Source organism: Bacillota bacterium (assembly GCA_024655925.1).
GTDB lineage: Bacteria > Bacillota > DTU025 > DTU025 > JANLFS01 > JANLFS01.
Genome location: JANLFS010000043.1, coordinates 2,021 through 26,243 on the forward strand (window position 1 = coordinate 2,021; position 24,223 = coordinate 26,243).

The 24,223-nt window shown below is 59.6% G+C and carries 22 protein-coding genes; 16 read left to right on the forward strand and 6 right to left on the reverse strand.

What is annotated here, in order from left to right:
- The 3 genes from NUW23_08190 to NUW23_08200 form a co-directional block, all read left to right on the forward strand.
- Positions 1–514, forward strand: a 514-nt coding sequence (locus NUW23_08190) for a hypothetical protein (protein ID MCR4426148.1), incomplete at its 5' end; no start/stop codon positions are given.
- 266 nt (positions 515–780) lie between these two features.
- Positions 781–1,137, forward strand: a complete 357-nt coding sequence (locus tag NUW23_08195) for a hypothetical protein (GenBank protein MCR4426149.1) — start codon at positions 781–783, stop codon at positions 1,135–1,137.
- Between the two features lie 171 nt (positions 1,138–1,308).
- Positions 1,309–1,782 carry a hypothetical protein gene (locus NUW23_08200; GenBank protein MCR4426150.1) on the forward strand — a complete coding sequence of 158 codons (474 nt, stop codon included), beginning with the start codon at positions 1,309–1,311 and terminating at the stop codon, positions 1,780–1,782.
- A gap of 44 nt (positions 1,783–1,826) precedes the next feature.
- Here NUW23_08200 and NUW23_08205 read toward each other — a convergent pair whose 3' ends face one another.
- Entirely contained in the window at positions 1,827–3,968 is a 2,142-nt protein-coding gene (locus tag NUW23_08205; protein ID MCR4426151.1) for an ATP-binding protein, read from the reverse strand.
- Positions 3,969–4,587: 619 nt separating this feature from the next.
- Here NUW23_08205 and NUW23_08210 point away from each other — a divergent pair.
- Positions 4,588–5,133, forward strand: coding sequence for a hypothetical protein (locus NUW23_08210; GenBank protein ID MCR4426152.1), 546 nt, complete (start codon positions 4,588–4,590; stop codon positions 5,131–5,133).
- Between the two features lie 134 nt (positions 5,134–5,267).
- Here NUW23_08210 and NUW23_08215 read toward each other — a convergent pair whose 3' ends face one another.
- Positions 5,268–7,115 (reverse strand): M14 family metallopeptidase, encoded by a 1,848-nt coding sequence (locus NUW23_08215; protein MCR4426153.1) that lies wholly within the window; start codon positions 7,113–7,115, stop codon positions 5,268–5,270.
- Positions 7,116–7,316: 201 nt separating this feature from the next.
- Complete coding sequence (locus tag NUW23_08220; protein ID MCR4426154.1) at positions 7,317–7,526, reverse strand: 4-oxalocrotonate tautomerase family protein; 210 nt, start codon at positions 7,524–7,526, stop codon at positions 7,317–7,319.
- Between the two features lie 323 nt (positions 7,527–7,849).
- On the opposite strand from NUW23_08220, the gene NUW23_08225 reads away from it, so the two are divergent.
- The 9 genes from NUW23_08225 (at position 7,850) to NUW23_08265 (ending at position 17,648) form a co-directional block, all read left to right on the forward strand.
- Complete coding sequence (locus tag NUW23_08225; protein ID MCR4426155.1) at positions 7,850–8,887, forward strand: LacI family transcriptional regulator; 1,038 nt, start codon at positions 7,850–7,852, stop codon at positions 8,885–8,887.
- Positions 8,884–9,810, forward strand: a complete 927-nt coding sequence (locus tag NUW23_08230) for a sugar ABC transporter permease (protein ID MCR4426156.1) — start codon at positions 8,884–8,886, stop codon at positions 9,808–9,810. Before NUW23_08225 ends, NUW23_08230 begins: the two co-directional genes overlap by 4 nt.
- A gap of 3 nt (positions 9,811–9,813) precedes the next feature.
- Complete coding sequence (locus tag NUW23_08235; protein ID MCR4426157.1) at positions 9,814–10,692, forward strand: carbohydrate ABC transporter permease; 879 nt, start codon at positions 9,814–9,816, stop codon at positions 10,690–10,692.
- 183 nt (positions 10,693–10,875) lie between these two features.
- Positions 10,876–12,141, forward strand: a complete 1,266-nt coding sequence (locus NUW23_08240) for an extracellular solute-binding protein (GenBank protein ID MCR4426158.1) — start codon at positions 10,876–10,878, stop codon at positions 12,139–12,141.
- 197 nt (positions 12,142–12,338) lie between these two features.
- Positions 12,339–14,594: a GH116 family glycosyl hydrolase gene (locus NUW23_08245; protein ID MCR4426159.1), complete on the forward strand. Its 2,256-nt coding sequence runs from the start codon at positions 12,339–12,341 to the stop codon at positions 14,592–14,594.
- A 413-nt stretch (positions 14,595–15,007) separates the two neighbouring features.
- Positions 15,008–15,682: a hypothetical protein gene (locus tag NUW23_08250; GenBank protein MCR4426160.1), complete on the forward strand. Its 675-nt coding sequence runs from the start codon at positions 15,008–15,010 to the stop codon at positions 15,680–15,682.
- A gap of 421 nt (positions 15,683–16,103) precedes the next feature.
- On the forward strand, positions 16,104–16,616 hold the full coding sequence (locus NUW23_08255) for a hypothetical protein (protein MCR4426161.1): 513 nt from the start codon (positions 16,104–16,106) through the stop codon (positions 16,614–16,616).
- Between the two features lie 261 nt (positions 16,617–16,877).
- Positions 16,878–17,039 carry a hypothetical protein gene (locus tag NUW23_08260; protein ID MCR4426162.1) on the forward strand — a complete coding sequence of 54 codons (162 nt, stop codon included), beginning with the start codon at positions 16,878–16,880 and terminating at the stop codon, positions 17,037–17,039.
- A 150-nt stretch (positions 17,040–17,189) separates the two neighbouring features.
- A complete protein-coding gene (locus NUW23_08265; protein MCR4426163.1) occupies positions 17,190–17,648 on the forward strand; it encodes a RidA family protein in 459 nt (152 codons plus the stop codon).
- Positions 17,649–17,749: 101 nt separating this feature from the next.
- Here NUW23_08265 and NUW23_08270 read toward each other — a convergent pair whose 3' ends face one another.
- Together NUW23_08270 and NUW23_08275 are read right to left on the reverse strand one after the other, a co-directional pair.
- A complete protein-coding gene (locus NUW23_08270; protein ID MCR4426164.1) occupies positions 17,750–18,100 on the reverse strand; it encodes a hypothetical protein in 351 nt (116 codons plus the stop codon).
- A 451-nt stretch (positions 18,101–18,551) separates the two neighbouring features.
- The gene (locus tag NUW23_08275; GenBank protein MCR4426165.1) at positions 18,552–19,616 is read right to left on the reverse strand and encodes a hypothetical protein; all 1,065 of its coding nucleotides are present in this window, start codon (positions 19,614–19,616) and stop codon (positions 18,552–18,554) included.
- Between the two features lie 438 nt (positions 19,617–20,054).
- On the opposite strand from NUW23_08275, the gene NUW23_08280 reads away from it, so the two are divergent.
- On the forward strand, positions 20,055–21,074 hold the full coding sequence (locus tag NUW23_08280; GenBank protein MCR4426166.1) for a GGDEF domain-containing protein: 1,020 nt from the start codon (positions 20,055–20,057) through the stop codon (positions 21,072–21,074).
- 171 nt (positions 21,075–21,245) lie between these two features.
- Here the strand turns inward: NUW23_08280 and NUW23_08285 are convergent, their stop codons facing one another.
- Entirely contained in the window at positions 21,246–22,373 is a 1,128-nt protein-coding gene (locus NUW23_08285) for a cell wall-active antibiotics response protein (GenBank protein MCR4426167.1), read from the reverse strand.
- A 173-nt stretch (positions 22,374–22,546) separates the two neighbouring features.
- On the opposite strand from NUW23_08285, the gene NUW23_08290 reads away from it, so the two are divergent.
- Positions 22,547–23,836 (forward strand): diguanylate cyclase, encoded by a 1,290-nt coding sequence (locus tag NUW23_08290; protein MCR4426168.1) that lies wholly within the window; start codon positions 22,547–22,549, stop codon positions 23,834–23,836.
- A 46-nt stretch (positions 23,837–23,882) separates the two neighbouring features.
- Positions 23,883–24,221: a hypothetical protein gene (locus NUW23_08295; protein ID MCR4426169.1), complete on the forward strand. Its 339-nt coding sequence runs from the start codon at positions 23,883–23,885 to the stop codon at positions 24,219–24,221.
- The last annotated feature ends 2 nt before the right edge of the window (positions 24,222–24,223 follow it).

Consider the following 24,223-nt stretch of genomic DNA (forward strand, 5'->3'; position numbering starts at 1 on the left):
ATCCGTCTCCCACCCCTTCTGCGATCCACAGAGTCTGACTGGAATGGCCGGCTCCGAGGACATCCCTGAGGGTGACCGACCCGAATGCCCGCTTGCAGGCAAGAAGATCGTGTTCAGCCTTGGCCCAGCCTCCTTGACCTTGGATTGCAGCACGGTGTCTTTGGACGTCGGGGCCGGTTTGGTCGCTGGGAGCACCTGGGACTTCAAGCAGGGCATGATCACGAGTATACGGTTTGGGGTTGGGGGGAGCCTGGGGGCTACCGCAGGCGTCATCGACTCCGGCGGCAATGTCGAATATGGCTTCGATGCCGGCGGGAGCACGAAATGGGCAGCGGAGCTGACTTTCGGTCCTGGCGGAGAAGTGACCGACTTCCGGGGCGTTATGGATTCTAGGTTCGCGGGACACGCGGGTCTCGGCGAAGGAGGGACCTTTGGCGTTGCCGCCGGCACCTCACTCTTAGCAGGCACATCCGGAGCGGGGGATGTGGGATTCGGAGGGGGCATCAGGTACTGAGGACGCCCGCGTGCCTCTCACCCTAACCTTGGACGGGAAATCCTGTCGCAGCGGCAGGTTCGTGCACTCCCTACGGCTATCGCAGAACTTGCGGAACACGTCGCACAGAGGTACGCGCCTGGGGCGCGGATGCGGTTTCAGATTCTCCATGGCCACAACGCCACGGGCGCGGCCAGGCTGCGCGAGCTTCTCGGGCAAATGTTCGAGTGCGTCTGGTTGCCGATGGGTAATCGGACGACGGTGTTGGGGGTGCAATCTCTGAGACCATGAAAATCAATGAGCTGAGAAATGTCATACGAGACTACTCCTTGGAGCAGCTTGCATTGTTGGTTACTGAGTTGTACAAGGCAATACCAAAGTCCGTTGGAGATGAGAAGAACATCGACGCAATAGCGCGGAACCCGGACGCGGAAGCGGTCCGGCGCCTCCGGGCATCGAAGGAGGGTTCTGACCTAGATTTCGATGATGTGGCCAGCGAGATAAGGACGTTTACAGATGATGCCAACCATCAATACTACCTTGCGCCGAACAGGGTGATTCAAAAACAGCAGAGGCCAAAGTGGAGGTTCATAGTGAAGCGCCTATATGGCAGCTTGCTGAAACTCTCTGCCCAGCCGGAGTAGCGTGAGCCTGCGGCCCAACTAGCCGGGCAGCTGTACGAGCTGCTGTGCTGCGCCTGTAGGATGGCATTGTTCAACACCTGCGAACCATTCAAGTCAGTTGGAATTCCGCAGACTGAGTTCTTCCGCTAAGTGCTTGCGCTGAAAAACCAGTGTTTGGACAAGAGACAGTTTGTGCGAGAAGCGGTCGCGTTGGCAGTCAATGGCGGGTTGGATAGGACTATCGTCAGCACCGACCTCATGCTTGTAGTTCTGGAGTTCTTGCCAATTCCTGATTTGAAGTACCTTGCGATAGCCGCTGCTGAGGAGCTAAGCCATCAGATCATGAAAGAACGCCAGCAGGCGCGAGATTGGAGCGATCGGTATGGTACCGAGCGCAAACTCAACGACCTAACCGAGCTGGTCGTTCATTGGTTTGGACAGTTGGGAGGGTTCGAGAGCGCTGTTGACTACTTCAACGATCACTACCGGGAGGACAGCGGAGAGGTCAAGTTGTACACCCTTGTACGGCTTCTGTTCGACCACTACCGGCAGCCTGAGCTCATTGTCGAGCAGATCAAGAAGACCAAGGCTCAAGGAGTGTGTCCACGCCGGGAACTGATTGAACTGGCGAGTTCAATAGCGGTTTCGGATTCTCCACGGCCATAACGCCTGATCGAGCGGCCTTGACGGTCTCCGTCAGCCGGGACGGCCTACGCGACCGGCAGCGAGAACGAGAAGGTGCTTCCCTTCCCGCGTTCGCTCTCCGCCCACACCTTCCCACCATGCGCCTCGACGAGGCCTTTCACTATGTACAGACCAAGGCCAAGGCCTTCAGCCTGGCCGCCGGCCGAGCGCCCACGGAAGCATCTGTCGAACACGTGAGGGAGTTCGTCTGCATCGATGCCGGCCCCGCGGTCTGCGATCGACACCACGACCTCACTGCCGCGGACAGAGCAGGATATGGTCACTCCGGCCTCCGGCCCAGCGTACTTGATGGCATTGGACAGGAGATTCATGATGATCCGTTCGAGGCGATTGGGGTCAGCCATTACTTCGGGCAAGTTCTGGCCAAGTTCGACCTTCACTCTCTCCGCCCCTATGAGTACCTTCATGCGCTCCAGGATCTCAGTCAAGAACAGGTGAAGGTCGACCTTCTGTTTGTTCAGCACGAGGGTTCCGGAATCCATGTGAGCGGACTCCAACATGTCCGAAAGCATGGTGACCGTCTGCTGGACGAACCGCGCGATCGCCCGGGCACTCGTCAGGACACCCTCGGGTTGATTCGCCCGCCTCTCTATCATTTGAGCATGGGCCATGATTAGGGTCAGAGGTGTGCGCAGGTCATGTGAAAGCATTCTGAGGTAGTCCTCCTTGGTCCTCTCCAAGTGGCGCAGTTCAGTTACGTTCCTGAAAGTGACGATTGCGGATACCACATTCCCATCCGTGTCGGTGACGTACCCGCCACTGTACACTATGTTACGGGCAGGCACGCCATCACGCTCAACGATGTACTCCTCATCGGACACATGCTCTCCCCTCAGGAGCCTGGCCGCCGGCCACTGCTCCATGGGGACGATGCTTCCGTCTGAGCGCAGGAGTCGCTGGAATTGCAGGTCTTCAAGTGTGCGGATAGGCCGTGAACCTTCGCCGGCCATTTCGCGAGCTGCCCGGTTATGCAAGATGATCCGCCCTGTTGCGTCTATCACGGTGACTCCCTCATTCAGGTTCTCAAGCAGGGCGCTCATCCGTCCTGCCTGTTCCTGGGCTTCGGCCCTGGCCTGCCGCTCCAGGCAGAGAAGCCGGTCACGCGCGCGGAAGGCTTTGTTCAGACTGATCGCAAGAGCGCATTGCGTGGCGACTACTGTGGCGAATTCCACGTCCTCGGGGGGAGGAATGGAGTCGCTGTCAGGGAAGGCGACTACCATAATGCCCACACATGTTCCGTCGACGAGTATCGGAACAGCCAGATAGCTTTGAGCGCCCATACTGTCGAGCCACGCGCCCTCGGAACCCATTGCCTGGGATGCGACGATGAACGCGGGCTTACCCGACGTCAAGACGGCTCTGAGATTTGGCCACGCCTCTATGTCTGCTGTCGCAGTGGACGGGAGGGGGCTGCGTGGAGCGGGTGTGAACCGGACATGCCTGTTGTCTGGATCAGAAACGACGAAACAGCAACCACTGCACCCAACCGCGTGGGGAAACCTCATGGACGCGATTTCCATGATCTTCTCAGGCTCGGACCCCGCACTGATCTCCGCCAGCATTGCCCTGTGCATCTCTCTTCTTCTTCGTGCCAGAACCTCCTCAGTGACGCTGTGAGCCAGCACCACACATCTCTCGATGGGCCCGCCGACACCACGCAATGGAATACAGTCAAGATCCCAGTACTCTCTCGGCGCGCTCGACCCATGGGGCAGTCGATAGTCGCATACGCTGATCCTACTACCGGTTCCGAAAGCCTCCTCGACCAGTTCAAGGATCTGTCCCACAGGTCTCTCGGGCGGTGAGTGCGGTGGATCCAGCGGGGCCGAAAGGTTTGACTGATACGGTCGAACTGCCCTGATGAATAGGGAGTTGGTGAACTCATATTGGTACCCGCCATTGTCGTGCGATTCTCTGATCACCGCGACCCCCACGGGTACCTGCTCCAGGATGGCTCCTGTGGCGCACCTCCAGTCCAGAGGCCCGTCTGCAGGCTGTTCGGGTTCTCCGTGATCGAGGACCTGTTTTGTGACATCGTGGCCGACGAGCAACCATCCGCCAAAAGCCTGATTCTGGCCGTACACCGGTATGATAGTGACATCACAGTAAGTAACGTCCTGGCCGACATTGCAGCGAAGGCCGGCCATCCTGCGCGGAGTGCCAGAACGTCGTGATTCGCAAAGGGTGCGTTCGAGATTGCTGGCCTGATCCGGGAACGCCTGCTGGAGTCTACGACCTGTGATCTGAGCGGCGACAAGGCCAGGGAGGAGGGAGTGTTGATTGCTAGAGGCCTCGACGTAGAATGACGGATTCACGAACAGGGCACCAGGCGGGCGGGCAGTCGAAAAGCCATCACAGGGGGTGGCTAGGTTCCTCGCTGGTTGGGGATTGTCAGTAGCTTCACTCCCGAGTGAGTCAGCCATGTGACAGACTACCTACTTTCGTGGCCGAAGGAGCATCGAATCTGACTACTCCTCCGGGGCGGGTGTTGGCTACGGTTGCCGTGACTTCGACCATTGATTACTGACGATAGGCACCACAGAAACGACACCTACCAAGAATACTCTCACACCGGACGAATCCCGTGTCAACACGAAGCAAGGATACATGAGGCGCCTAGCGCGACGATCCGACCGTGTCATCCGTACCATAGTAGAGTGGACACCAGTGGCTCTTGTCATAGCACTTCCATACGGCATTGGAGCGTATGATGACACAGCTGTCGACAGCTTGAGACTAGGACACTGGTGAGGGGGGAAACATGCAGTGGGTGACCTGAACCTGAACCCTGGACCAGATCAGATGATACAGAACTTCGTCGGGGTTTCGAGCCAGGCGGTGCGACTCTGCTCCGTCCAGGTCAATGTGACAAAGAGCTTCCTTACGTCAACATCGAACGTGATTACAATCCCGGCACCCACGGGGCTGACGATAACCAATCTGATCTCCTGTGCCGCAGCAATATTCCCAGGGACTATACAAGTAGTTGATGTTGCTGGAACGCTGGAGGTGCAGTTCAACGCGTCCATCTTCTTCACAGTCCAGCTTCACAACAACAACGTTATCCTTCTGTCCGACACCATCACCGTCCAAGGGGTACTAGGTCCCACGTCGGAAGTCAAGGTGACATCTGGCGGGTGTACAGTGCCGACGCTATCGTGCATCAATAGCAGCATTGGCCCGGGTGGTGCATCTATCAGCGGCCAGATCCAAGTGGGTCCGTTCACCTGCGAGACCTGCCAGCTGAAGAGCGTGAAGGTTGTGTTGGATCCTGACGTTCCTGATCCTGTTGGACCACCTATCGATCCATGACCCGATCATTCAGCGGGAAACCCAGATGAACACTTGCCTCGGGGCCAGCAGTATCTGATTACGGCTCGGAGCAGAAGGACGGAGGCCGCCGGCGTCTGCAGCGGTCTCCGCCTTTGTCGTTGAGCTGGTGCGGGTCAGTCTAGGTTCACGGACACCGTCACGGTGCCTCCCCTGGCGGAGCGGATAGTGATGTCAGCGGTTCCTGACCCAATTAGCGTCCACGATACCTGTTTGGACCGGTCCTCTTCGGGGTGAAGGGCTCCGCCGAAGAACCCGATCTCCTGACTCTGGGCGGGCGATCCGGGGGCTAGGGACAGCCCCGCGCCGAGTTCGATCTCGGCGATTCCCTTCTTCACGATCTTCACGAGCCATGCCTGTTTGAACGCGTCCGGCAGGAATCCTTCGTTCGCAATGGTCATGGTCACCGTCGACGTGCCGTCGGGGTTCTTCGTGACAGTCACTCCTTTTGACACCAGAAGCGGCAGCGACTTCGCGAGGAACATGTTGAACCTAGTCTCTCTCTCCACCGCCTGACGGAGCAGGCTTCCCGCGGGAGCGTTCTGCCGCCAGAACTTCGGGTTGAAGCCGCCTATCTCGACCTCACCGAGGTCTGGGTGGACGTAGGGAGTCCAGCCGCTGAAGATCTTGCCCTTGATCTCCTCAATGTTGTCGTTCATCCACAAGGCGTCGAGATCGTTCTTCTGCCCATCGTTGTTGTAGTCCTGGATATACATGTGGTTGCCCCACAGCTCGTTGCAGTAGGCGAGGGCCCCGAATTGCCACCAATCGTAGTCATCGGAGTCCCCGAAACAGGGCGCGTCAGGCCTGTTCGAGCGGGCATTGTAGTCGCGATACACATCCCCTGCCCACGGATAGCCAGTCAGTTTAAGACCTTGCTCATCGACGTACTTGAAGTAGACCAGATCGATAGGGTCCATTCCCTCCTCACTGGTCATGGTGGAAGGCGCGCGGAGAATCATGGGGATGGAGGTGTCAATAGATTGCGTAATGGAAATGTTCGGGTGCGTCAACCGGAACAGGACTAGTGCACGGATCTCCGGTTCTGACAACGGGTACTCTCCGGACCCACGCTGAGTCCAGCCCATGCCCGTTGCTTCAGCCGATGGCCTCCAGTTCTCTGGGTAGTTGCGGTTGAGGTCGAGTCCCCCGATGCCGTCTTCATTGATCTTGCCATCCCGGTCATTGTCTATCCCTTCAGGAAAGACAAGATAGTCACCTTTCCCGGCTCCCACGGACTTCATGAGCCGGCCGGATGGGTCATTCGGGTCTTTCACGTAGTTCCCTTTACCTGGCCCTACAAACTGCCGCATCTGCGTTATGAGCCCGTCACCATCTAAGTCCTCGCCGGGGTCTTCGTCCGCGATTCCATCGCCGTCTTCGTCGTAAGGCCTTGTGGTGGAACGGAGAGTCTGTGCGGTGTTGAGATAGAGCTCTGAGCCGTCGGGGTTCTCGTTGGGGCATATGTAGACGGCCCTGGTGTCCAGTATCGCGGTTATCTCAGGGTCCTTGCCGTAGCCATCCAGCAGCTGCCATGCGAAGTCAAGCGCCGCGACGCGCGTCACTACCTCTCCAGCGTGATGGTTGGCTCCGAGGAACATGGCGGGTTTGTGCTCTGCTGGTCCGGTGGCTTTGTTGGTTAGGGTGATTACGTAGATGTCGCGCCCCTCATAGCTCTTGCCTATTGAGTGGATGTCCACGAGGTCGGGGTGATGTTCCTTCCATGACCCGATGAGCGACACCATTTCAGCGTACTTCGCATAGTGCTGATTGTCGAACTTGCCCGGCTCAAGCGGGTGTGTCTCCGGATAGTCAACCGGGAACACCTGAACAGCGGCTGCGCCCGGGATCGCTGGACGCGACATGAACGGAAGGGTCGTACTGCTCGCCAGTACGACCGGTTCCGTGCCCGAAAGAGCAGCCAAAAGGACGACCAGAAGAACCACTGCGGAGAACCTCATCATGTTATCCTACTGCCTCCTTTGCTGAGCTGATGTGATGCGATGAGCACACTGTTCGGCGCTTCAGCTCAGTTCCCTCCAGAACACTCACCCCAAAAAACCATGAACTTCCGAGCATATTCTGGAGATCTATGAGTCGATGTCAACCTCATAGTAGATCGATAACATGCGGAGGCAGGTCTCTGACCAAGGAGGGCCGCGTCTCTACCGGGTGTTCGATGTGGGTTTCGGCCTGTCAGACAGAAGCTGGCCGCCGACTCCGACGTTGTCAGGGTTGTTCTCGTGAATGATTACGGTGAATGCCTGCTCAGGGATGTCTGGAAGAACCTCTCTCGCAGCCCTGGTCAACCCGAGGACCAGAGCCGCCTTCCGCTCCTTGGGCATGAGCGGCCCGTTGAAATGGATTACCGGCATAGAGATCATCTCCTCACAGCTAGTTTCTGGCGCGCACGGGATAGGTGCGAAAACCGCGGCACTTCTCCCCACTTCCTTATACCACATAATCACCCACTTGTGACAGCACGCGCGGGACTCGTCGCGTGCCTGCGATTTCACCTGGCTCCCCAAGGGAGCCATTGGACGACATTCCTTCGCCACGGAAGAAGGAATTCCCGATCCGGCGTCGAACGTATCCGTACCCGCGCATGACATCGATGTCATAAGGCTCGGAGGATATGCCGGGCCTGAGGAACCAGCGAAACCCTTCGCTCCTGCGGATCACTTAGGAGGACTGGCACATGCCAACTACCATTTACGATGTTGCGGCCCGGGCCGGGGTATCTGCCAAGACGGTGTCGAGGGTGATCAACAACTCTCCGCTTGTCGCTCCCGACACCAGGCAGCGAGTAGCGGCCGCCATCGCCGAACTGGATTTCCACCCGGACTCTGCCGCGAAGGGTCTGAGGCAGAGGAGCCGGAAGTCGGTCGGGCTAGTGATCCCCTATGGCAGCGACTTCGTCTTCAGGGACCAAGGCATGTGGGAACAGGCGAACGGGGCCCACCAGGCCCTCGCGGAGCGCGGGTACGACATGGTTCTAGCAGTCCCCAAGACTCCGGAACTCGTTCTGATGGAGCTCAACCGGCTGACGAAGAATCGCACGGTGGACGGCGTCATTATCTACGCCATGGCGGGAGTAGACAATGTCGTGCGGGAGTTCGACAGGCTGAAGATCAGGTACGTGTCGCTTGGCCTCTGCTACGCTGGGCAGAAGAACAACTTCGTCGAGATGGATTCGCCATACGTGGGCCATCTCGCAACCAGGCACATGTTGGATCAGGGGAACCGGCGGATAGGTATGATCCGCGAACCGTTGAGCTTCCTGTACCCGGCCAAGGCCAGCGCGGAGGAGGGATACCGGAAGGCACACGAGGAAGCCCGGGTCCCAGTGGACGATTCATTGATACTCGAGGGTGACTACTCGATAGAATCAGGGTATGAGCAGGCCAGGAGGCTGCTGGAGAAGAGACCACCAGTCGACGGCATCCTTTGCATGAGTGACCCGATGACGTGGGGAGTTCTGCGGGCCCTGCGTGAACTGGGGTTAGAGCCGGGGCGAGACATCGATGTCATAGCCGGGGACGACTTCCCGACTACACGCGCGATGTGGCCAGGGCTGACGTCGATCAGGACTCCCCTGGCGGAACAGGGGTACCGGGCGGGTATGATGATAGTCGATTACATCCAGACAGGACGTGAGACACCCGGCAGGATGCTCAGAGGCGAACTTGTGGTCAGGGAGTCAGTCAGATCGAGGAAGGGGGCTTTCGTGGGATGAACCGGAGGCTCGGAGCGGGTCTCGGACGGCATCGCACGGCTTACATAATGATCCTTCCTGCTGTCCTTGCCATGCTGTTGGTCCACTACATACCGATGCTCTGGGGATTCTACATAAGCGTCCACGATGTGAACCTGTTCACCATGGCCAACTGGACCAGCGCTCCTTTTGTGGGCATCAGGAACTTCGTGGCGGGGTTTGACGGCTCCACTGCGATCGGGGCCCGCGCCTTCAGGAGTCTGGTGAACATAGTGGTGTACTCCGTCGTCACCATCACCGCTGGGTACGTGATAGGCCTCGCGGTGGCGCTCCTTCTCAACCAGGAATTCCGGGGACGCACCCTCATGCGTGGGTTGATCCTTCTGCCCTACATAACTCCAGATTCCGTCGCCTACAACGTCTGGCGGTTCATCTTCCAGTCGAGAATCGGCATTCTGAACAGGTACCTCGTGCAGTCCGGGTTGGTAGCGGAACCCACGGTCTGGCTTATCGGGAAGTCAGCACTGTGGGCCGTTGTCGTTGCGAGCGTGTGGAAGGGATGGCCGTTCGCGGCTCTCGTGCTTCTGGCGGCCCTGCAGAAGATTCCCCAGGAGCTCTACGAAGCGTGCAGGGTAGATGGGGCATCCTCGTGGCAGCAATTCTGGTGCATAACACTTCCCTTCTTGAGGCCTGTCTCCGTCACGCTCATCCTCATGTCCATCCTTTGGAATTTCAACGCGTTCAACCAGTTCTTCATAATGCTTGGCAAGGATCCTGGAGTGGCGGCCGAGGTGCCCTCAACCCTGATCCTACGTGAAGCATTCTCTAACTTCAACTACGGGATTGGGTCCGCGCTCTCCATCATCCTGATGATGATCCTGCTTGTGATAACTGTGATTTACCTGCGAGTTCTAAAGGGAACTGCAGGCTCGGAGGAGGTATGACCGGTGCGGAGAAACTCGTCCAGAAAGGCAGCCGGCCGCGTCCTTCTCTATCTCGCGGTGCTGTTTGTGGCTTTGGTAGTGCTGATGCCCTACGCGTGGATGGTATCCGGCTCGTTGAAGCAAACTTTGGAGCTGCAATCATCAGATGTGATGGTTCCGGGCATGAGACCTTCCTGGATTCCCAGGCGTCCCACGCTAGAGAATTACCGCAACGTCAACAGATCAGTTCCGATGCTCACCTATTTTGCTCACTCGATGGTCATAAGCACCGGCACAATGGTTGTGGCGACTGCCCTGTCTCTCCTGGCGGCCTACGCCCTCTCCCGGTTCCCGTTCCGTGGACGGGATGTGTACACAGTGTCCGTGCTGGCGACTCAGATGCTTCCCGGTATCCTGTTCCTGATCCCTTACTACTTGATCTTCACCCTAATCTCACGCAGAACCGGGTTCCCCCTTCGCGACACCTATTGGGGCATGATCTTCACCTATACATCGTTCGCGCTTCCATTCTCCATCGTGATGCTCAGGAGCTACCTGAACGGAATCCCGCTCGAAATAGATGAGCAGGCGATGATTGACGGATGCACGAGGTTTCGCGCCCTGTGGCAAATCGTACTGCCTCTCGCAACACCGGGCATTGCTGCGGTGGCTATTTACTCATTCATCATGGGATGGAATGAAGTGCTATTTGCATCGGTCCTCACCGGCCGGCAGACCAGGACGGTTGCGGTGGGGATCATGGACTACGTAACCGCGACCGGCGCGAACTGGGGCGGGATGATGGCGGCGTGCATAATCATCAGCATCCCAGTTCTGATCATGTTCACCGTCATGCAGCGGTACATTGTGGAAGGCCTCGTGTCGGGGGCCACGAAAGGCTAGCTGACGCCGCTGAGCTGGCCGTCTCTGAGAGGACGTCTGGGTCGGTTTCACACTGACTTGACAAGGAGGTGGAACAGGCACCCCGTATCAGGCCGTTGCCGGGCTGCGTTCAGCATCGTGTAGAGACCCAAGTGTCGGAAGCCCCCACCTGCTCGGGGGCAACCAGAAGGAGGCGTCAAAAGGATGAAGCGATATCTTGGCGTGCTCGCGGTGTGCATTTTACTGTTGGCACATATGACATCGATGACATTCGGCGCTGCGCGGGAGATCACGTTCTGGGTGATGCCTAATGCCCCGTCGGATACCCATACCGCCTGGCTCGATGCCAAGGTAGAGGAGTTCAGGAAAGAGACCGGAATCACTGTCAGGTACGAGATTGTCGGATGGGGGGACGCTTGGAACAGACTGGCGACAGCGGTCACCTCGGGAGAAGGCGCTGACGTGATGCAGGTCGGGACCACGTGGAATCCGCAGCTTGCAGCCATGGGTGGCCTTGCCAAGATCAACATCAGCGAGTTTGGCGGGGAAGCGGCGTTCATGCCCGCCAACTACAAATCCACCATCTACAAGAAGACCTGCTACGGGGTGCCATGGTTTGCGGAGACACGGTGTCTGTTCTACAACCGGGACCACTTCGCTCAGGCCGGGGTGCAGCCCCCGAAGACTTACGACGAACTCGTAACTGTCGGTCAGGCCCTGGTCCGGGCGCGCGGGGCGGGAACGGCCATCGCAATTGCAGGGAACCAGGCATGGGATCTCCTGCACAACTGGGCCATAGTTCTCTGGGCCTTCGGCGGCGACCTCCTGAGCCCAGACCTGAAGACTGCGACATTCGCCGGGCCTGAGGGTGTCCGGGCAATGAACTGGTACGTAGATCTGGTACGCACCGGCCTCGCATCCAAGGCGTGTGCAGAGTACACCCAACCCGACGCGGATGCGGCCTTCATCAACGGGAACGTGTCCATGGCGTTCCTGGGGCCCTGGAACATCGCAAACATCGAACACGACAACCCGACGTTGAACTACGACGTCGTTGAGCCCCCAGCCGGCCCGAAAGGACGCGCCGCGTTCTCAGGTGGAAGCAACCTCGCGATCCTGGCGAACAGCAAGAAGCAGGCGGACGCGATAGCCTGGGTGAAGTTCCTCATCAGAAAAGACAACTTGGTGCCCTACACCAAGGACCTCACTCACTTCGTCCCGTCCACTGTCGCTGCTTTTGCAGATCCCTACTTCAGCCAGGGTGTCTACAAGACCTTCAAGGCAGCGCTGGAGTACGCAACACCTTATCCGCAACTGGGAGTGTGGGGTACGATCGAGAACGCCATAACCGGCGAGTTCAAAGAGATCCTCACAGACTACGTCGAAGGCAAGCTGGGACCGGACGGGATCCAGAGGCATCTGAACACTGCGGCTGAAAGAGTAAACGCCGCGCTCAAGATGGAGAGGTAGTGGGATGTGTCGAATCCTGCCTCTGACGCCGCAGAGGCAGGCTGATGGGACAATCGTGTGACGAACCCATGGGAGGACTGGCGTTCTGGGCCGGCGGCCCGAGGCGCTTGGCGCTCGGGTCCCGGGACGTCCACCCTCCTTGTCTGTTGCACAAGCACGCCCGGGCGGCGATGCCGGGGAAGTCAGGGGGAGAACCTATGCCACGATATTCGTCGACGGATGAGCTCAAGTCCGGAGTCCCACTAGGAGGGATCGGCGCGGGTAAGATCGAGATTCTCCCGAACGGCTGCATCACTCACTTCACACACCAGAACAACTGGGCAAAGCCAATGAATGCCCCCGGGGAACTGAACGGCGTCGACGCACGAGTAGGATACCACTTCGGCGCACGTGTGCGCACTTCAGGTAGGGACGGCCGTGTCGTGGCAAGACTCCTGCAGACGGCGCAGGTGGCCGACATACCATGCGTGGAGGGCATCGATTACGAAGGCTCCTACCCGTTTGCCCGCCTGCACTACCGGGACCGTGAGCTTCCGGTCGAGATACGTCTTGAAGCGTTCTCACCCATTATCCCAGGCGATTCAACCAGCTCCCGAATGCCCGCCGCGATATTCTTGTTCCACATCAAGAACGGTGCCGAGCAATCTGAAGTGTCCATCATGGCCACTGCCCGGAACACTGTCGGTGAGTGGAACGTCGGCCGGTTCAATGAACTTCTGGATGACCAAGACGCGACCGGCATCGTGTTCAGGACGGACCGCCCGCTGCCTTTTGACACCACCGCGGGCAGCGTCTGCCTGGCCACCGCCAAGACCGCGGCGGTGACCAGTTACGAGCTTGCGTGGAACCTGAAGACTGCCGATCCCTTCGACCTCAGGCTGGAAAACGAGAATCTTGCCTGCTGGCGCAAGTTTTTGGAGACGGGGTGGCTTTCCTCAGGCCGTCTGTTGGGGTGGGAAGGCGGGCGGCAGACGGGATGCCTCTCGCACGTCACAGAAAGGTCTGAGGTGGTCACCGGGGAGGGCGTGGAACTGGCAGGAGCTGTTGTGGCCAGCATGATTCTGGAACCGGGTGAGGAGCGAATGGTTCCTTTCGTCCTTGCCTGGCACATGCCCGCTCACCACGCAGGTCACATCTACGAGCACGACTTCGAGGACGCCCGGGAAGTCGCGCGTGAAGTGTTGCGCAATGTGGACACGTTGCGGGCGGGATCCCTGGCCTGGGGGAACGCATTGTCCCCTGCAGGGCTTCCGGAGTGGCTCAACGACTCTCTCGTGAACAACCTCTATGTTCTCTCCTCGGGGAGCTGGTGGGACCGGCAAGGGCGCTTCGCTCTCTTCGAGGCTTCACGCACGTGCCAGCTTATGAGTACCGTGGACGTACTGTACTACGCATCGATCCCGCTTGCGTGGTGTTATCCGGATCTGGAGCGCAACTGCCTTGGGCAGATTGCCCGAGCGCAGCGCGAGGACGGATACATACCTCACGATCTGGGCCGCGCCCGGCTCGACTACCCGAGCGACGGCACGACCGCACCGCCGAGATGGAAAGACCTCTGTCCCAAGTTCGCGCTCATGGCATACAGGGATTGGCTCTGGATAGGCGGGGACGGATTCATCGAGGAATTCTACCCCAGAGTCAAGCGTGCCTTGCTCTGGGAGATGGCGACCGATCGAAACGGGGATGGATTGCCCGACAACGAGGGCCCAGACCAGACTTTCGACAACTGGAGCTTCAGAGGGGCCAACTCATATACGTCCAGCATTTATCTGGCCGCCCTGCGGGCGACGAGCAAGATGGCGGACGCCGCGGGAGACTCGACCTTCGCCCGAGCATGCGACAGCGCGTTCGAGAGGGCGGTTGGGTCTTTCGAGGCACAGCTCTGGACCGGAGAATACTACCGGGCGGTTGCGGGTGGATCCGGGACGGGGGGCGCACAGGGGGACACGTGCACCGTAGGGCAGCTCAACGGACAGTGGTACGCACACCTTCTGGGTCTAGGGTACATCCTGCCCCGAGAACACGTGAACTCCGCTGTCTCCGCCATGATCCGCTTGAACGGAGGGATAGCGCCGTACGGGGCGGTAAACTCCGTACTCCCGGGAGGCTGTGTGGACAGGAGCAACCCGCATTCTGCCAACATCTGGCCGGGCGAAACATACGCCCTGGCTGCCCTGGCGATCTACGAAGGCTTCGTTGACGAGGGACTCCACCTGACGCGGCAGGTATGGGAGAACATGGCCCTCAGAGTCATGAACCCGTGGGACCAGCCGGACGTGGTCAACTCGGAGGACGGCGGTTACGGTTTCGGGGATCACTACATGCGGAATATGGTGGTGTGGGCAGTAGCCTTCGCCCTTGCGGACCGGAATCAGCGGGTGCGGCGTGCTCTCCTCACAGTCGGCTCTGGGAGACCGCCACTCAGCTGGGGTGATGAGAATCCGGGCTGCTGATGGGACAGGCAGGATCGCTGAGCGGTTTCCTTGAATCCCGCGGAAAGGCGATGGCCCTTTCACACTCCTGCGTCAGGACAAGTCTGAAAACACAACAGTTCGAGAGGAGACGATGCCTGCGCGTTGAAGCACCTCGCAGCGGGTCGAGTATTGCCTGAAACCGTGTCGACTCGAGGAAGTGCTCACACAGAAATCTACCATCGCCCGACAAAGCTATGGGCACTGCCGGCTGCACTCACTTGCGTCGCGTTTCCCGCCAGCGTCCTGGGCTTCGGGCCGATGCCCGCATGTGCTCAACCCGCTCAAGCCGTCAGAATCCCCATCGGTGGGAGCGCCCGAGGCACTCTCAATGCCTCGAGCCCCATTGATGGCACTCCATTACTTCCACACTGCCTGGGGAGATTCAAGCGCGTGTGGATGCCGATCGGGATCTGGGATTCAGGCTTTGGTTCTACGACACTGATGGCTCCACTGAGCTTGCCAGACACGAGGGTGGTTCACCTACCTCCCGCACGGTTTCTCGCCCCAATCTCAATCCTGGCACGTACTTCGTCCGGGTGGAACGTCTTTCCGGACAGGGAAACTACACCATCGTCGCCACGTTGAACCCGGCCGGAGTGCCGTCCGACCGTGAACCCAACGACTCTGCAGAGACTGCACAGGACCTGACTCCGAACTCCCAGACCACTGGCCATCTGGGATACTACTCCGGGGGGAGGACGGACACGGTCGACTGGCACTCACTTACAAGCACTTTTCCGGGCACGCTGTCCGTCAACGTGGAAGCTGAGCCGACACTGTCGTACAGGCTCTGGCTCTTCGATGTCAACGGCGGTACTGACCTTGCCCGGAACGAGGGCGGCATGCCGGCCTCCCGCACAGTGTCCCGACCTGACTTGAACCCTGGTACATACTACGTACGTGTGGAACGGCTCTCCGGACACGGGACCTACGTGATCAGCAACACCCTAAGGCCGCATCCTTTCCAAGAAGATGCAGAGCTCAACGACACAGCCGACGCGGCAGTGAACTTGGCCTTGGGAGGCCGGGACACGGGGTTGCTCGGATACTACTGCGACCGGAAGTAGGACACGCTCGATTGGCACAAAGTCACCACCGATGCCCCGGGGGAGCTAGAGGTCGTATGCGACGCCGACACGACTCTTAACTACAGGCTGTGGCTGTATGATACGAATCAATCAAGTGAACTCACCCGGCACGAAGGATCCAACGTGTCGTCGCGCAAAGTGAGCAGGCCCAACCTAAACCCCGGCACCTACTATGTTCGGGTCGAGCGGCTGAGTGGTCATGCCGGATACACGATAACCCCTGTGCACATCCAGCAGCCTCTTGCTGAGTCTCGTGAGCCAGACGACTCAGCGGCGACCGCACAGCCTCTGCCCCTGAATTCCGCCACAACTGGACTTCTGGGCTACTACTCAGGCGGGAAAACTGATACTGTGGACTGGTATCAGGTCAACCTCCCGCGGTGGGAGGCTTACGGCTCAGGTGGCTGCAGATGCCATGCTCTCGTTCAGGCTCTGGCTGTGCGACACAAACGGCGCGACCGAATTGCACCGCGACGAAGGCGGGCAGCCGGACCCGCGCGCACGCACAGTCACAAGGGCCGAGCTGCGCCCCGGCACCTACTACGTTCGTGTGGAAAGGTTGGCAGGTCACGGGGGATACGTCTTGGCCGCCACGGATAGAGCGGAGGGCGTATTGGTTAGTCCAATGCGACGAGACTTGAGCCCGGTCAGAGTGGGTGAGACATCAACAGCTGCTCACATCGGAATCACAAACCTGGGCCAGGCACCGATCTCCCTGGGACAGGTGCAGATGACCGGGGCGAACTCGAGTGAGTTCGAGATAGTCGAAGACCGCCTGTCCAACCAGACTTTGGCTCGCGGGGCAACTCGCAGCGTGGCTGTGGCTCTCTCACCCAGATCTCCCCGGATGAAGGTGGCGGCACTTTCCCTTCGTGCCCCCGACGGCGTGCAGAAGGTGGATCTGGCGGGTTGAGGATTTGTGGAACCTGAGGAACTGAGCATAGGTCGGATGCCTGAACCTCAGGGCCCGACCGCCCAACCCCTGGTCGTGCAGCCTTAGGCACCCCTCCCATTGGTGCCTCAGCCGCCGCCTCCAGCGCAGTGGGTTCGCCCGGAGCCGCCTCCGCAGCCTGTCGCCGCGCAGACGACAGCTCCGCCGCCTGCTGCCGAGCCTGCGACTGAGCCTTGGAGCTACTACGGAGTGTGGCAGCCGCCCGTCCGGGAGCTTGCCTCCTTGGAAGACCTCGACCGCGCGATCGCGCGCCTGGAGGATGCCATATACAAGGCCACAGTCGGCAGGTCAGCACACCCCGCATTCCTTGAGGATCTCGGCATGATACTGGGTCAGTTCAAGGCGGCGAGAGACGCAATAGCCAAGGAAGCTGCGACGCCGTGAGATAGTGAGGATGAGAGGTCCCCTGACCCGCGAGAGTCCCGGGGGGCCTCTCACGAAGTGCCGGGGCTTGTGATTTGGATGGTATAATAGACTGGCAGGCAATCCACATGTCCCCCACATCCGCCATTACAGTCCAAGGAGTGTGAGAATATGTCCGTAGAGCAGAGGCTTTCCGAGCTTGGAATCACGATCCCTAGTGCCCCCAAACCAGTGGGAGCGTACGTTCCCGCGGTTGTCACCGGAAGCCTGGCTTTCGCATCCGGGCAGGCCAATACTGTAGATGGGAAGCCAACCATCACCGGTAAGCTTGGACGGGAGATCTCACTCGAACAGGGGTACGACGCTGCGCGGTTGGCAATGATCAACTGCCTCGCGGAACTCAAGGCCGTCCTTGGCACCCTCGATAGGGTCAAGAGAGCAGTCAAGGTCACAGGCTACGTCGCCTCGGCGGAGGGGTTCGTCGACCAGCCCAAGGTCATCAATGGTGCATCCGAGCTCCTGCTGGAGATCTGGGGCGAGGCGGGGAAACACGCGAGGGCGGCCATAGGCATCGCTGAAGTACCCGGTGGGTGCCCTGTAGAAGTCGAGCTCATAGTGGAGCTTCAGTAGCTCGCGGGTGGAGATGGCGGCCCGGACGGACCGTCCCCCGGCGGGGGCTGAGGGCCCGTCTGGGCCGTCAAGCGACCATCTAAGCCTGCCTACCTGGTGCCCTAAGGCCCGGCGTCTGGACATGGCCCCTCGGCGACGAAAGCCACATCATCAACGAAGAATGAACCGCGTCCCGCCTTGATGAACCGGACAACGACGGTAGTGCCCTCAGGAACGCACGGCGTATAGGTGCTGAAGTAGCTGTACTGCGGGTCTACCCGAGCTGGGATTCGTAGCTCTCTCGCCACTGTAGCATCGAAGAGAACCTGAGCGATGAAGGGTTCATTGCTTGACCCAGTGGCGTGGAACTCAAACCGATAGCAACAGTTCGCCCCTACTCCTTGGATAGTCTGACCGAGCATTGCCGGATCGTTGACGTTCGGCGGGAATCCCAACTGAGCTGCGAAGTCCAAGGTATGGACATTACCGTCCTCTTGCCCGACATTCTGGACAATGTCCCAGTCGTGCGGAGTCGTGTTCCATTCATCGAAGGATCCGTTTCTAACCAGGTTTCCGCAGGGACATACTGGCGCCGGCGGCCCCGGAGGTCCAGGCGGCCCCGGAGGTCCAGGCGGTCCCGGAGGTCCAGGCGGTCCCGGAGGTCCAGGCGGTCCCGGAGGTCCAGGAGGTCCGGGCGGTCCCGGCGGCCCGGGCGGTCCTGGAGGCCTAGGCTTCTTGCCCTTACACACCGGAACAGGGAGGGGTATGGGCAGGCAGGGAACTGGCAGGGGGCACAATATGGGAACCACCTCCTTCCGCGATCTGGTTCACTCTACGCAGGACCCTCCCTGCCTGCGACGTGACTAAAAGCCTGATCAACCACGCTTTGAGCATATTATCGAGAACCTTGGGCGGCGGAGACCACTAGAACGGACTGGCGGGTCCAATGCGTATCAGTGCATTCGATGTGCGAACCGTCACATTCGCGCCTCCACCCTCGAGAACGATGTTGGCGGCGGTCCGCATGGCAAAGACCACATGGGGCCTGAAAGCGTGGGCCACCTCCACCCATGCCTCCGCTTCGGACCCTCGCGTGCGTATCGCGACGCGCGCCCGCGACTCCGGGGAGATCTCGAGATCAACCGGGGCGTTGGACGTAATGAATCTGAAGGATCCCGCGTCCGCGAAGGCCACGTCGGCGTGGATTGGGGCATTGCTCGTCGCGGCTAAACCTGATCCACCAAGGAACCTGGTCCGGTGCAGCGTCACTGGAGCGAAGGAAGTGGCCACCTCTATCTCCCCCGCGCAGTCCACCACGGTGATCTCGCCGTTTGAGGTTAAAGCCGATATGTTCGCGTTGAGACCCTGCAGAGTGATTGGGGCGCCGGAGGTTCTCGCCACCACGGCTGTCACCATGTCGCGGGGTACAGCGAGGTCGAGCCCCACCTCAACGGATTGAACTGCTGCCGGCCTGACCGGCCTGAAAACAAAGAGCGCAAGCCTTCCTTCGGGCCTGGACATGAGCACTCGGACTCTTGTCGCGTACCCACGCATCTCGTCTTCATCCGTCCCGCGGACTGCCTTTCGTACAGTCATGCGTATGCCCCCGCCGTCCCAAGCCGATACGGCGATGGGCGCGTTTGAGGTTATTACGTGCAAGTCAGACGGAGCGTCGAAAACGATGTTCTCGGTATACTCGTCAGTCAGTACATGAATTGCCCCGGAGGTTTCCGTCCCGGAACGCGGTGCGCTGGAAGTTGCCGCCCCCGACGCCGAGAGACCAGTTACCAGCGCCCACCCGAGCGCCAACATCAAGAGCCGATCCTTTCTCTCAACAATCACGCCGCATTCCTCCATGAAGAACCGCTTCGCTTCGAAGGCGTCCACGCAGCCTTCCCACAGTGTTCGACATGCGCCGTAGGGGATTCCTTTTTGGGCCCACGCGGCGGATGGATGCAGGATTTTGCCGAGGAATGCCCGACGTACCATTATGGCACCCTCGCGGCGCGGTCCCGTGCGCGTTGTCCCCACGCGTGTGGGGATGAACCGGATCATCGACCGAAGCCCGACGGGGCCGACGCGCGTCACAAACCGCCTCTACGAGGGGAACCTCCATGAAGCACAGAAAGTATAGATCATCTGTCGGCGGCGTTCTCCTGCTGTCCACTATGTTCCTCTTGCTTTTGGTTCAGCCGGGATGCCATGCCTCGAACCGAGTGGTAGGGGGCGTACTGGACCTGAGCGCTTGGAGTATCGAGGCTGGCAGGAGCGTGAGGCTGGACGGTGAGTGGGAGTTCTACTGGGACCGCCTACTCGAGCCCACCGATTTCGCGACGAATTCCCCACGGCCCGCTCCGATGCTGATGGATCTTCCTCGGCCTTGGAACGGATATCCTACTGACAAGGGACCCCTCCCCGGGGAAGGACGTGCCACATTCCGGCTGCTCATACGTATCGGGGGACATCAGAGGTCCACTTGCGATCAGGATCCCTTACACGTCCACAGCCTACAAGCTCTGGGTGGACGGCGCTCTCGTGGCCGCGAACGGAGTCGTGGGCCCTAGCCGCGACGCCATGGTCCCGCAGTATCTTCCCCTTGTGGCGCAATTTGAACCGAAGCGGGACGAGGTGGAGATAGTCGTCGCAGTGTCCAACTACTATCACAGGAGGGGCGGCATTTGGCAGGGGCTGACGTTGGGAACAGCGAGGGACATGGTTCGGCGCAGGGAGACTGGCCTTGCTCTGACGGCCTTCCTTTTCGGGGGCATCCTGATCGTGAGTCTCTACCATCTCGGGTTTTGCGCCCTCTACAGAGAGGAGCACTCAGCGCTTTACTTTGGCCTCATCGTGCTCATCTTGGTTCAGGCGTTGATCGCGAGGGGAAGGTACCGGCGCGCAAACGAACTTGCCATGATGGATCCTTTGACTGAGGTGTACAACCGTAACTATCTCTACCCTGCGCTCGAACGCGAACTGGCGCTGGCTAGGCGGCACGGGTACTCGGTATCGGTCTCTCTTGTCGATCTCGACAGGTTCAAGGCCCATAACGACACTCTCGGGCATCTTAAAGGGGACAGATTCCTCCGCGATCTCGCCCGCGATCTCCGGCAGATCGTTCGGAGATCCGACGCCTTGGCCCGGTTCGGAGGGGACGAGTTCGTGATAGTCCTCCCGCACACCGAACACAAGGACGCCCTGGATTTCGTAGCGAGGGTGAAGAAGGAGCTGGCTGCTGGATGCCCGGCCGGATCGTGTGTGACGATGTCCGTGGGCGTGGCAACATATCCGGCGGACCCCTTGGATGCTGAGGGACTTCTGTCACAGGCGGACAGGGCTCTGTATTGCGCCAAGATCGAGAGGGACGCCATAAGGGGATCCCGAGAGGCAAGGCACGGGATGGCCTGCGCCGGGACAGCTGCCAAAGGCGTAGGCCGAGACGGAGATTGATCGCTTGTTCACTGTGACCCCCTACGTGGTCTCCATCATGGCTTTGGGGCGTCGCTCATCGTAGACCGCGGGTAGACTCAGGCACTGGTGTGGTATAGAGTGCACGCTGAGGAGAATGGGGCGCCACAGCCGCCGGCATAGCCGCGCACCGGCGGCGAGCCTGGCCGAGCCTCACTTACTCCGCCAAATACTCACGGATCCTGTGCCGACATGCCCGCGCAGGTCAAGGCGGATTGACGCTTCCTCGTACCCCTCCGACCTATAACTTGGCTGCCCGCCGGAATCCTTTCCGGTGAAGCTTTGCTCATCTACCCGGAGGGTTCCGGATCCAGTTCGGACGTCCGCGGAGACAGCCATCTCCTTGGGCACGAACACGGCCAATTCCCCGGAGCCGACGTCGACATCCATGTAAACGGTTCCGGCGACGACAGGACCGCAAAGGTCCACAGTGGCCCGGCCGGATCCGACATGTGCACGCATTCGGTCTACCTCGATGTTCCCAAGCCCCGAGACGCTCACTCTCCCTGATCCAACCTCGAAGTCAACTCTAGCCGCGTTCACGCTTGGTCGGGAGGACAACGGGGTGGGAAACGCGAGCGTGCCCACGCCGCTCCCCACAGTCAGTCTGACCATTTGGATTTCCACTTGATCAAGCACTGCGTCCAGATTCCCGGAGCCAATCGCCAGCCTCGCGCTTGTCGGGAGATCGGGCCGTCCCAGAGTGACGACGTGTCTCTCCATGAGCCCTGGGCTCAAGTTGGTGAAAAGACTAGTGTATTGCCTGAATTTGCGCATGCTGTAAGAGACTTCGAGTTCTGTTCCCGCTCGAGACGACCGAAGCTCGGGTTCACCGTATCGAGGGTAGTAAGTGGCGTGGGCGGTGAGGACGCGGCCTTGGTCCGATGGAACGGTCCGGAGTACGACATCCGATCCCTCAAAGGAGACATCGAGGCTGAGCGCAGATGGCTGGTGTTCGTCGTAGTCGACCCGAAGCTCCCGGGTTTGCCTGGGATCCGGCGACCACGAGCCGCCTTCCCGCCAGACAGCGCCTTGGCTTGCGATGTTCGCAACCACAAACGCACCGAAGAAGATGAAGGCGATGCCGACCAGGGCGCCGAATGCGCGACTGCCTCGGCCGAAGAAGATCAACACTCCCCACACAATAAGGAGGACGGGCCAGTAGCGCCAAGCATCTGCCCAGATAGACCAGGGCAGCCTGCCCGTCGTGTTCAGAAGCAAGACCACCCCGGCGCCGATCAGGGCGAGCGGGCCGGTGAGGTCCCACATACCTCTCTTCAATTCGCGTACCCCCTTGATCTTGTCCCTAACCCGGACGCGCCAATGACAATTCGTGTCAGGGGTCTGCATTCCTTCAGGATAATGTGTCGCTCAGGCCTAACTCCATACAGGACATTGGCCGGAAACGTCATTGCGGGGTTTCGCGTCCGCGCCCGGATGGGAGGCTGGACAAGATGGATCAACGGACGGCGGAAGTCCGCGTCTCCTCTACAACAGAGGAGGCCGAGGGTGCTTTGCTCTCCCGATACACCATGGTTGCGAGGTGTTCCCGCGATGCTATCATTTTCCTGAACCCGGAGATGGGTGGAAGTCAGATCACTGAGGCAAACAGGGCCGCGATGAGAGTGTACGGTCACGGGCAAGACGAATTCCTCCGCATGAGCGTCTGGGATTTGTTGGACTCAGACGCAGGCGAAGCTGCGGCGCATCTGGCCCGAGTGGAGAGCGGTCCGGAAGGCTCGATTGCGGAATTACGACACAGGCGGAGGGACGGGGCCGTGTTTCCCGCCGAGATTTTTCCTGCGCGCGGCGTACTTGACGGCCGAGGCATTGTCCTGCTTGTTGTTCGATACATCACCGACCGAAAGCGGACGGAAGAGGAGATCCGGTACCTCGGATTCCACGACGCCCTCACGGGACTGTACAACCACTATTACCTGGAAGAGGAACTCAGGCGATTCGACGTCGAACCCCAACTTCCTCTGAGCCTGACCATGGGGGATGTCAATGGCCTGAAGCTTGTCAACGACACCCTGGGCCACGAAGCCGGGAACAGACTCCTCGTGAACATGGCGGTGGTTTTGCGACGTTCCTGTCGCAAAGAGGATGTCATCGCCAGGTGCGGAGGGGATGAGTTCGTCATCGTGCTCCCCAGGACCGATGCCAGGGCGGCCCTGGATGTCTGCAACCGCGTACGCCAGGCATGTGCCCGGGCTGAGGAGGATCCGGTTCAACCCAGCATTGCGCTGGGCACCACAACGCGTGACTCTCTCGAAATCGGAACCGACGTGCTGTTGCGTGAAGCTGAAGAGCGGATATACCGCAACAAGCTGATGGAGGGCAAGAGCGCGAGAAGCGCTATGGGCCTCCCGCTTCGGAAGACTTTGGCCGAGCGGACTCACGAGACTGAGGAACACGCGGCCCGCATGCAATCCTTGGCAGTTGCGGTAGGAAGGGCTCTGGATCTTTCCACAAACCAGCTGGATGACCTGGCTCTCTTGTCGGTTCTTCACGATATTGGTAAGATAGGCATACGGGACAGTGTTCTGATGAAACCTGGGCGCCTCACGCCGGACGAGTGGGATGTGATGCGGAAGCATCCCGAAATAGGCAGCAGGATTGCCCAGTCAGCTTACGAACTGACGCCGGTTGCCGAGGCCATTCTGGCTCACCACGAGTGGTGTGCGGGTACCCAGTTCGATCCCAGTCTCGTTGAGCTGTTCATCCAGACCATGCGGGTGTGAGTGCTGTTCCCCAAACCTTCCCAAGATGGGAGGTTACGCACCGGGGATGAAGCTTCGGAAGAAGGTTCTCATCATATGTCTCTCCGCAATGGCGGCACTGACCATTGCGGTATGGGCCACGGCCCGGCTTGTGGTCCTGCCCCGTTTCGCCCGACTTGAGGAGGACTGGACTCACTCACGAGTTGAGGCTGCCACCTACGCCTTTGCCCAGACTCTGCAGGCGTTCGAGACCCTTACCCGCGATTATGCTGAGTGGGACGACACGTACGAGTTCGTTGTGGACGGGAACCAAGCATACATCTCCTCGAACTTCGTCATGGACACATTCGTCAACAATAGGCTCCACGCTGTCTACATCACTCGCCCTGTAAGATCGTGGATGTAGAC

Excerpts from the sequence above, each read along its gene's own strand:
- NUW23_08220 (MCR4426154.1), bottom strand. The coding sequence starts at position 7,526 with ATGCCGGTAATCCATTTCAACGGGCCGCTCATGCCCAAGGAGCGGAAG.
- NUW23_08195 (MCR4426149.1), top strand. The coding sequence starts at position 781 with ATGAAAATCAATGAGCTGAGAAATGTCATACGAGACTACTCCTTGGAG.
- NUW23_08265 (MCR4426163.1), top strand. The coding sequence starts at position 17,190 with ATGTCCGTAGAGCAGAGGCTTTCCGAGCTTGGAATCACGATCCCTAGT.
- NUW23_08205 (MCR4426151.1), bottom strand. The coding sequence starts at position 3,968 with ATGGCCGGCCTTCGCTGCAATGTCGGCCAGGACGTTACTTACTGTGAT.
- NUW23_08245 (MCR4426159.1), top strand. The coding sequence starts at position 12,339 with ATGCCACGATATTCGTCGACGGATGAGCTCAAGTCCGGAGTCCCACTA.
- NUW23_08275 (MCR4426165.1), bottom strand. The coding sequence starts at position 19,616 with ATGGTACGTCGGGCATTCCTCGGCAAAATCCTGCATCCATCCGCCGCG.
- NUW23_08295 (MCR4426169.1), top strand. The coding sequence starts at position 23,883 with ATGAAGCTTCGGAAGAAGGTTCTCATCATATGTCTCTCCGCAATGGCG.
- NUW23_08225 (MCR4426155.1), top strand. The coding sequence starts at position 7,850 with ATGCCAACTACCATTTACGATGTTGCGGCCCGGGCCGGGGTATCTGCC.
- NUW23_08215 (MCR4426153.1), bottom strand. The coding sequence starts at position 7,115 with ATGATGAGGTTCTCCGCAGTGGTTCTTCTGGTCGTCCTTTTGGCTGCT.
- NUW23_08290 (MCR4426168.1), top strand. The coding sequence starts at position 22,547 with ATGGATCAACGGACGGCGGAAGTCCGCGTCTCCTCTACAACAGAGGAG.
- NUW23_08230 (MCR4426156.1), top strand. The coding sequence starts at position 8,884 with ATGAACCGGAGGCTCGGAGCGGGTCTCGGACGGCATCGCACGGCTTAC.
- NUW23_08240 (MCR4426158.1), top strand. The coding sequence starts at position 10,876 with ATGAAGCGATATCTTGGCGTGCTCGCGGTGTGCATTTTACTGTTGGCA.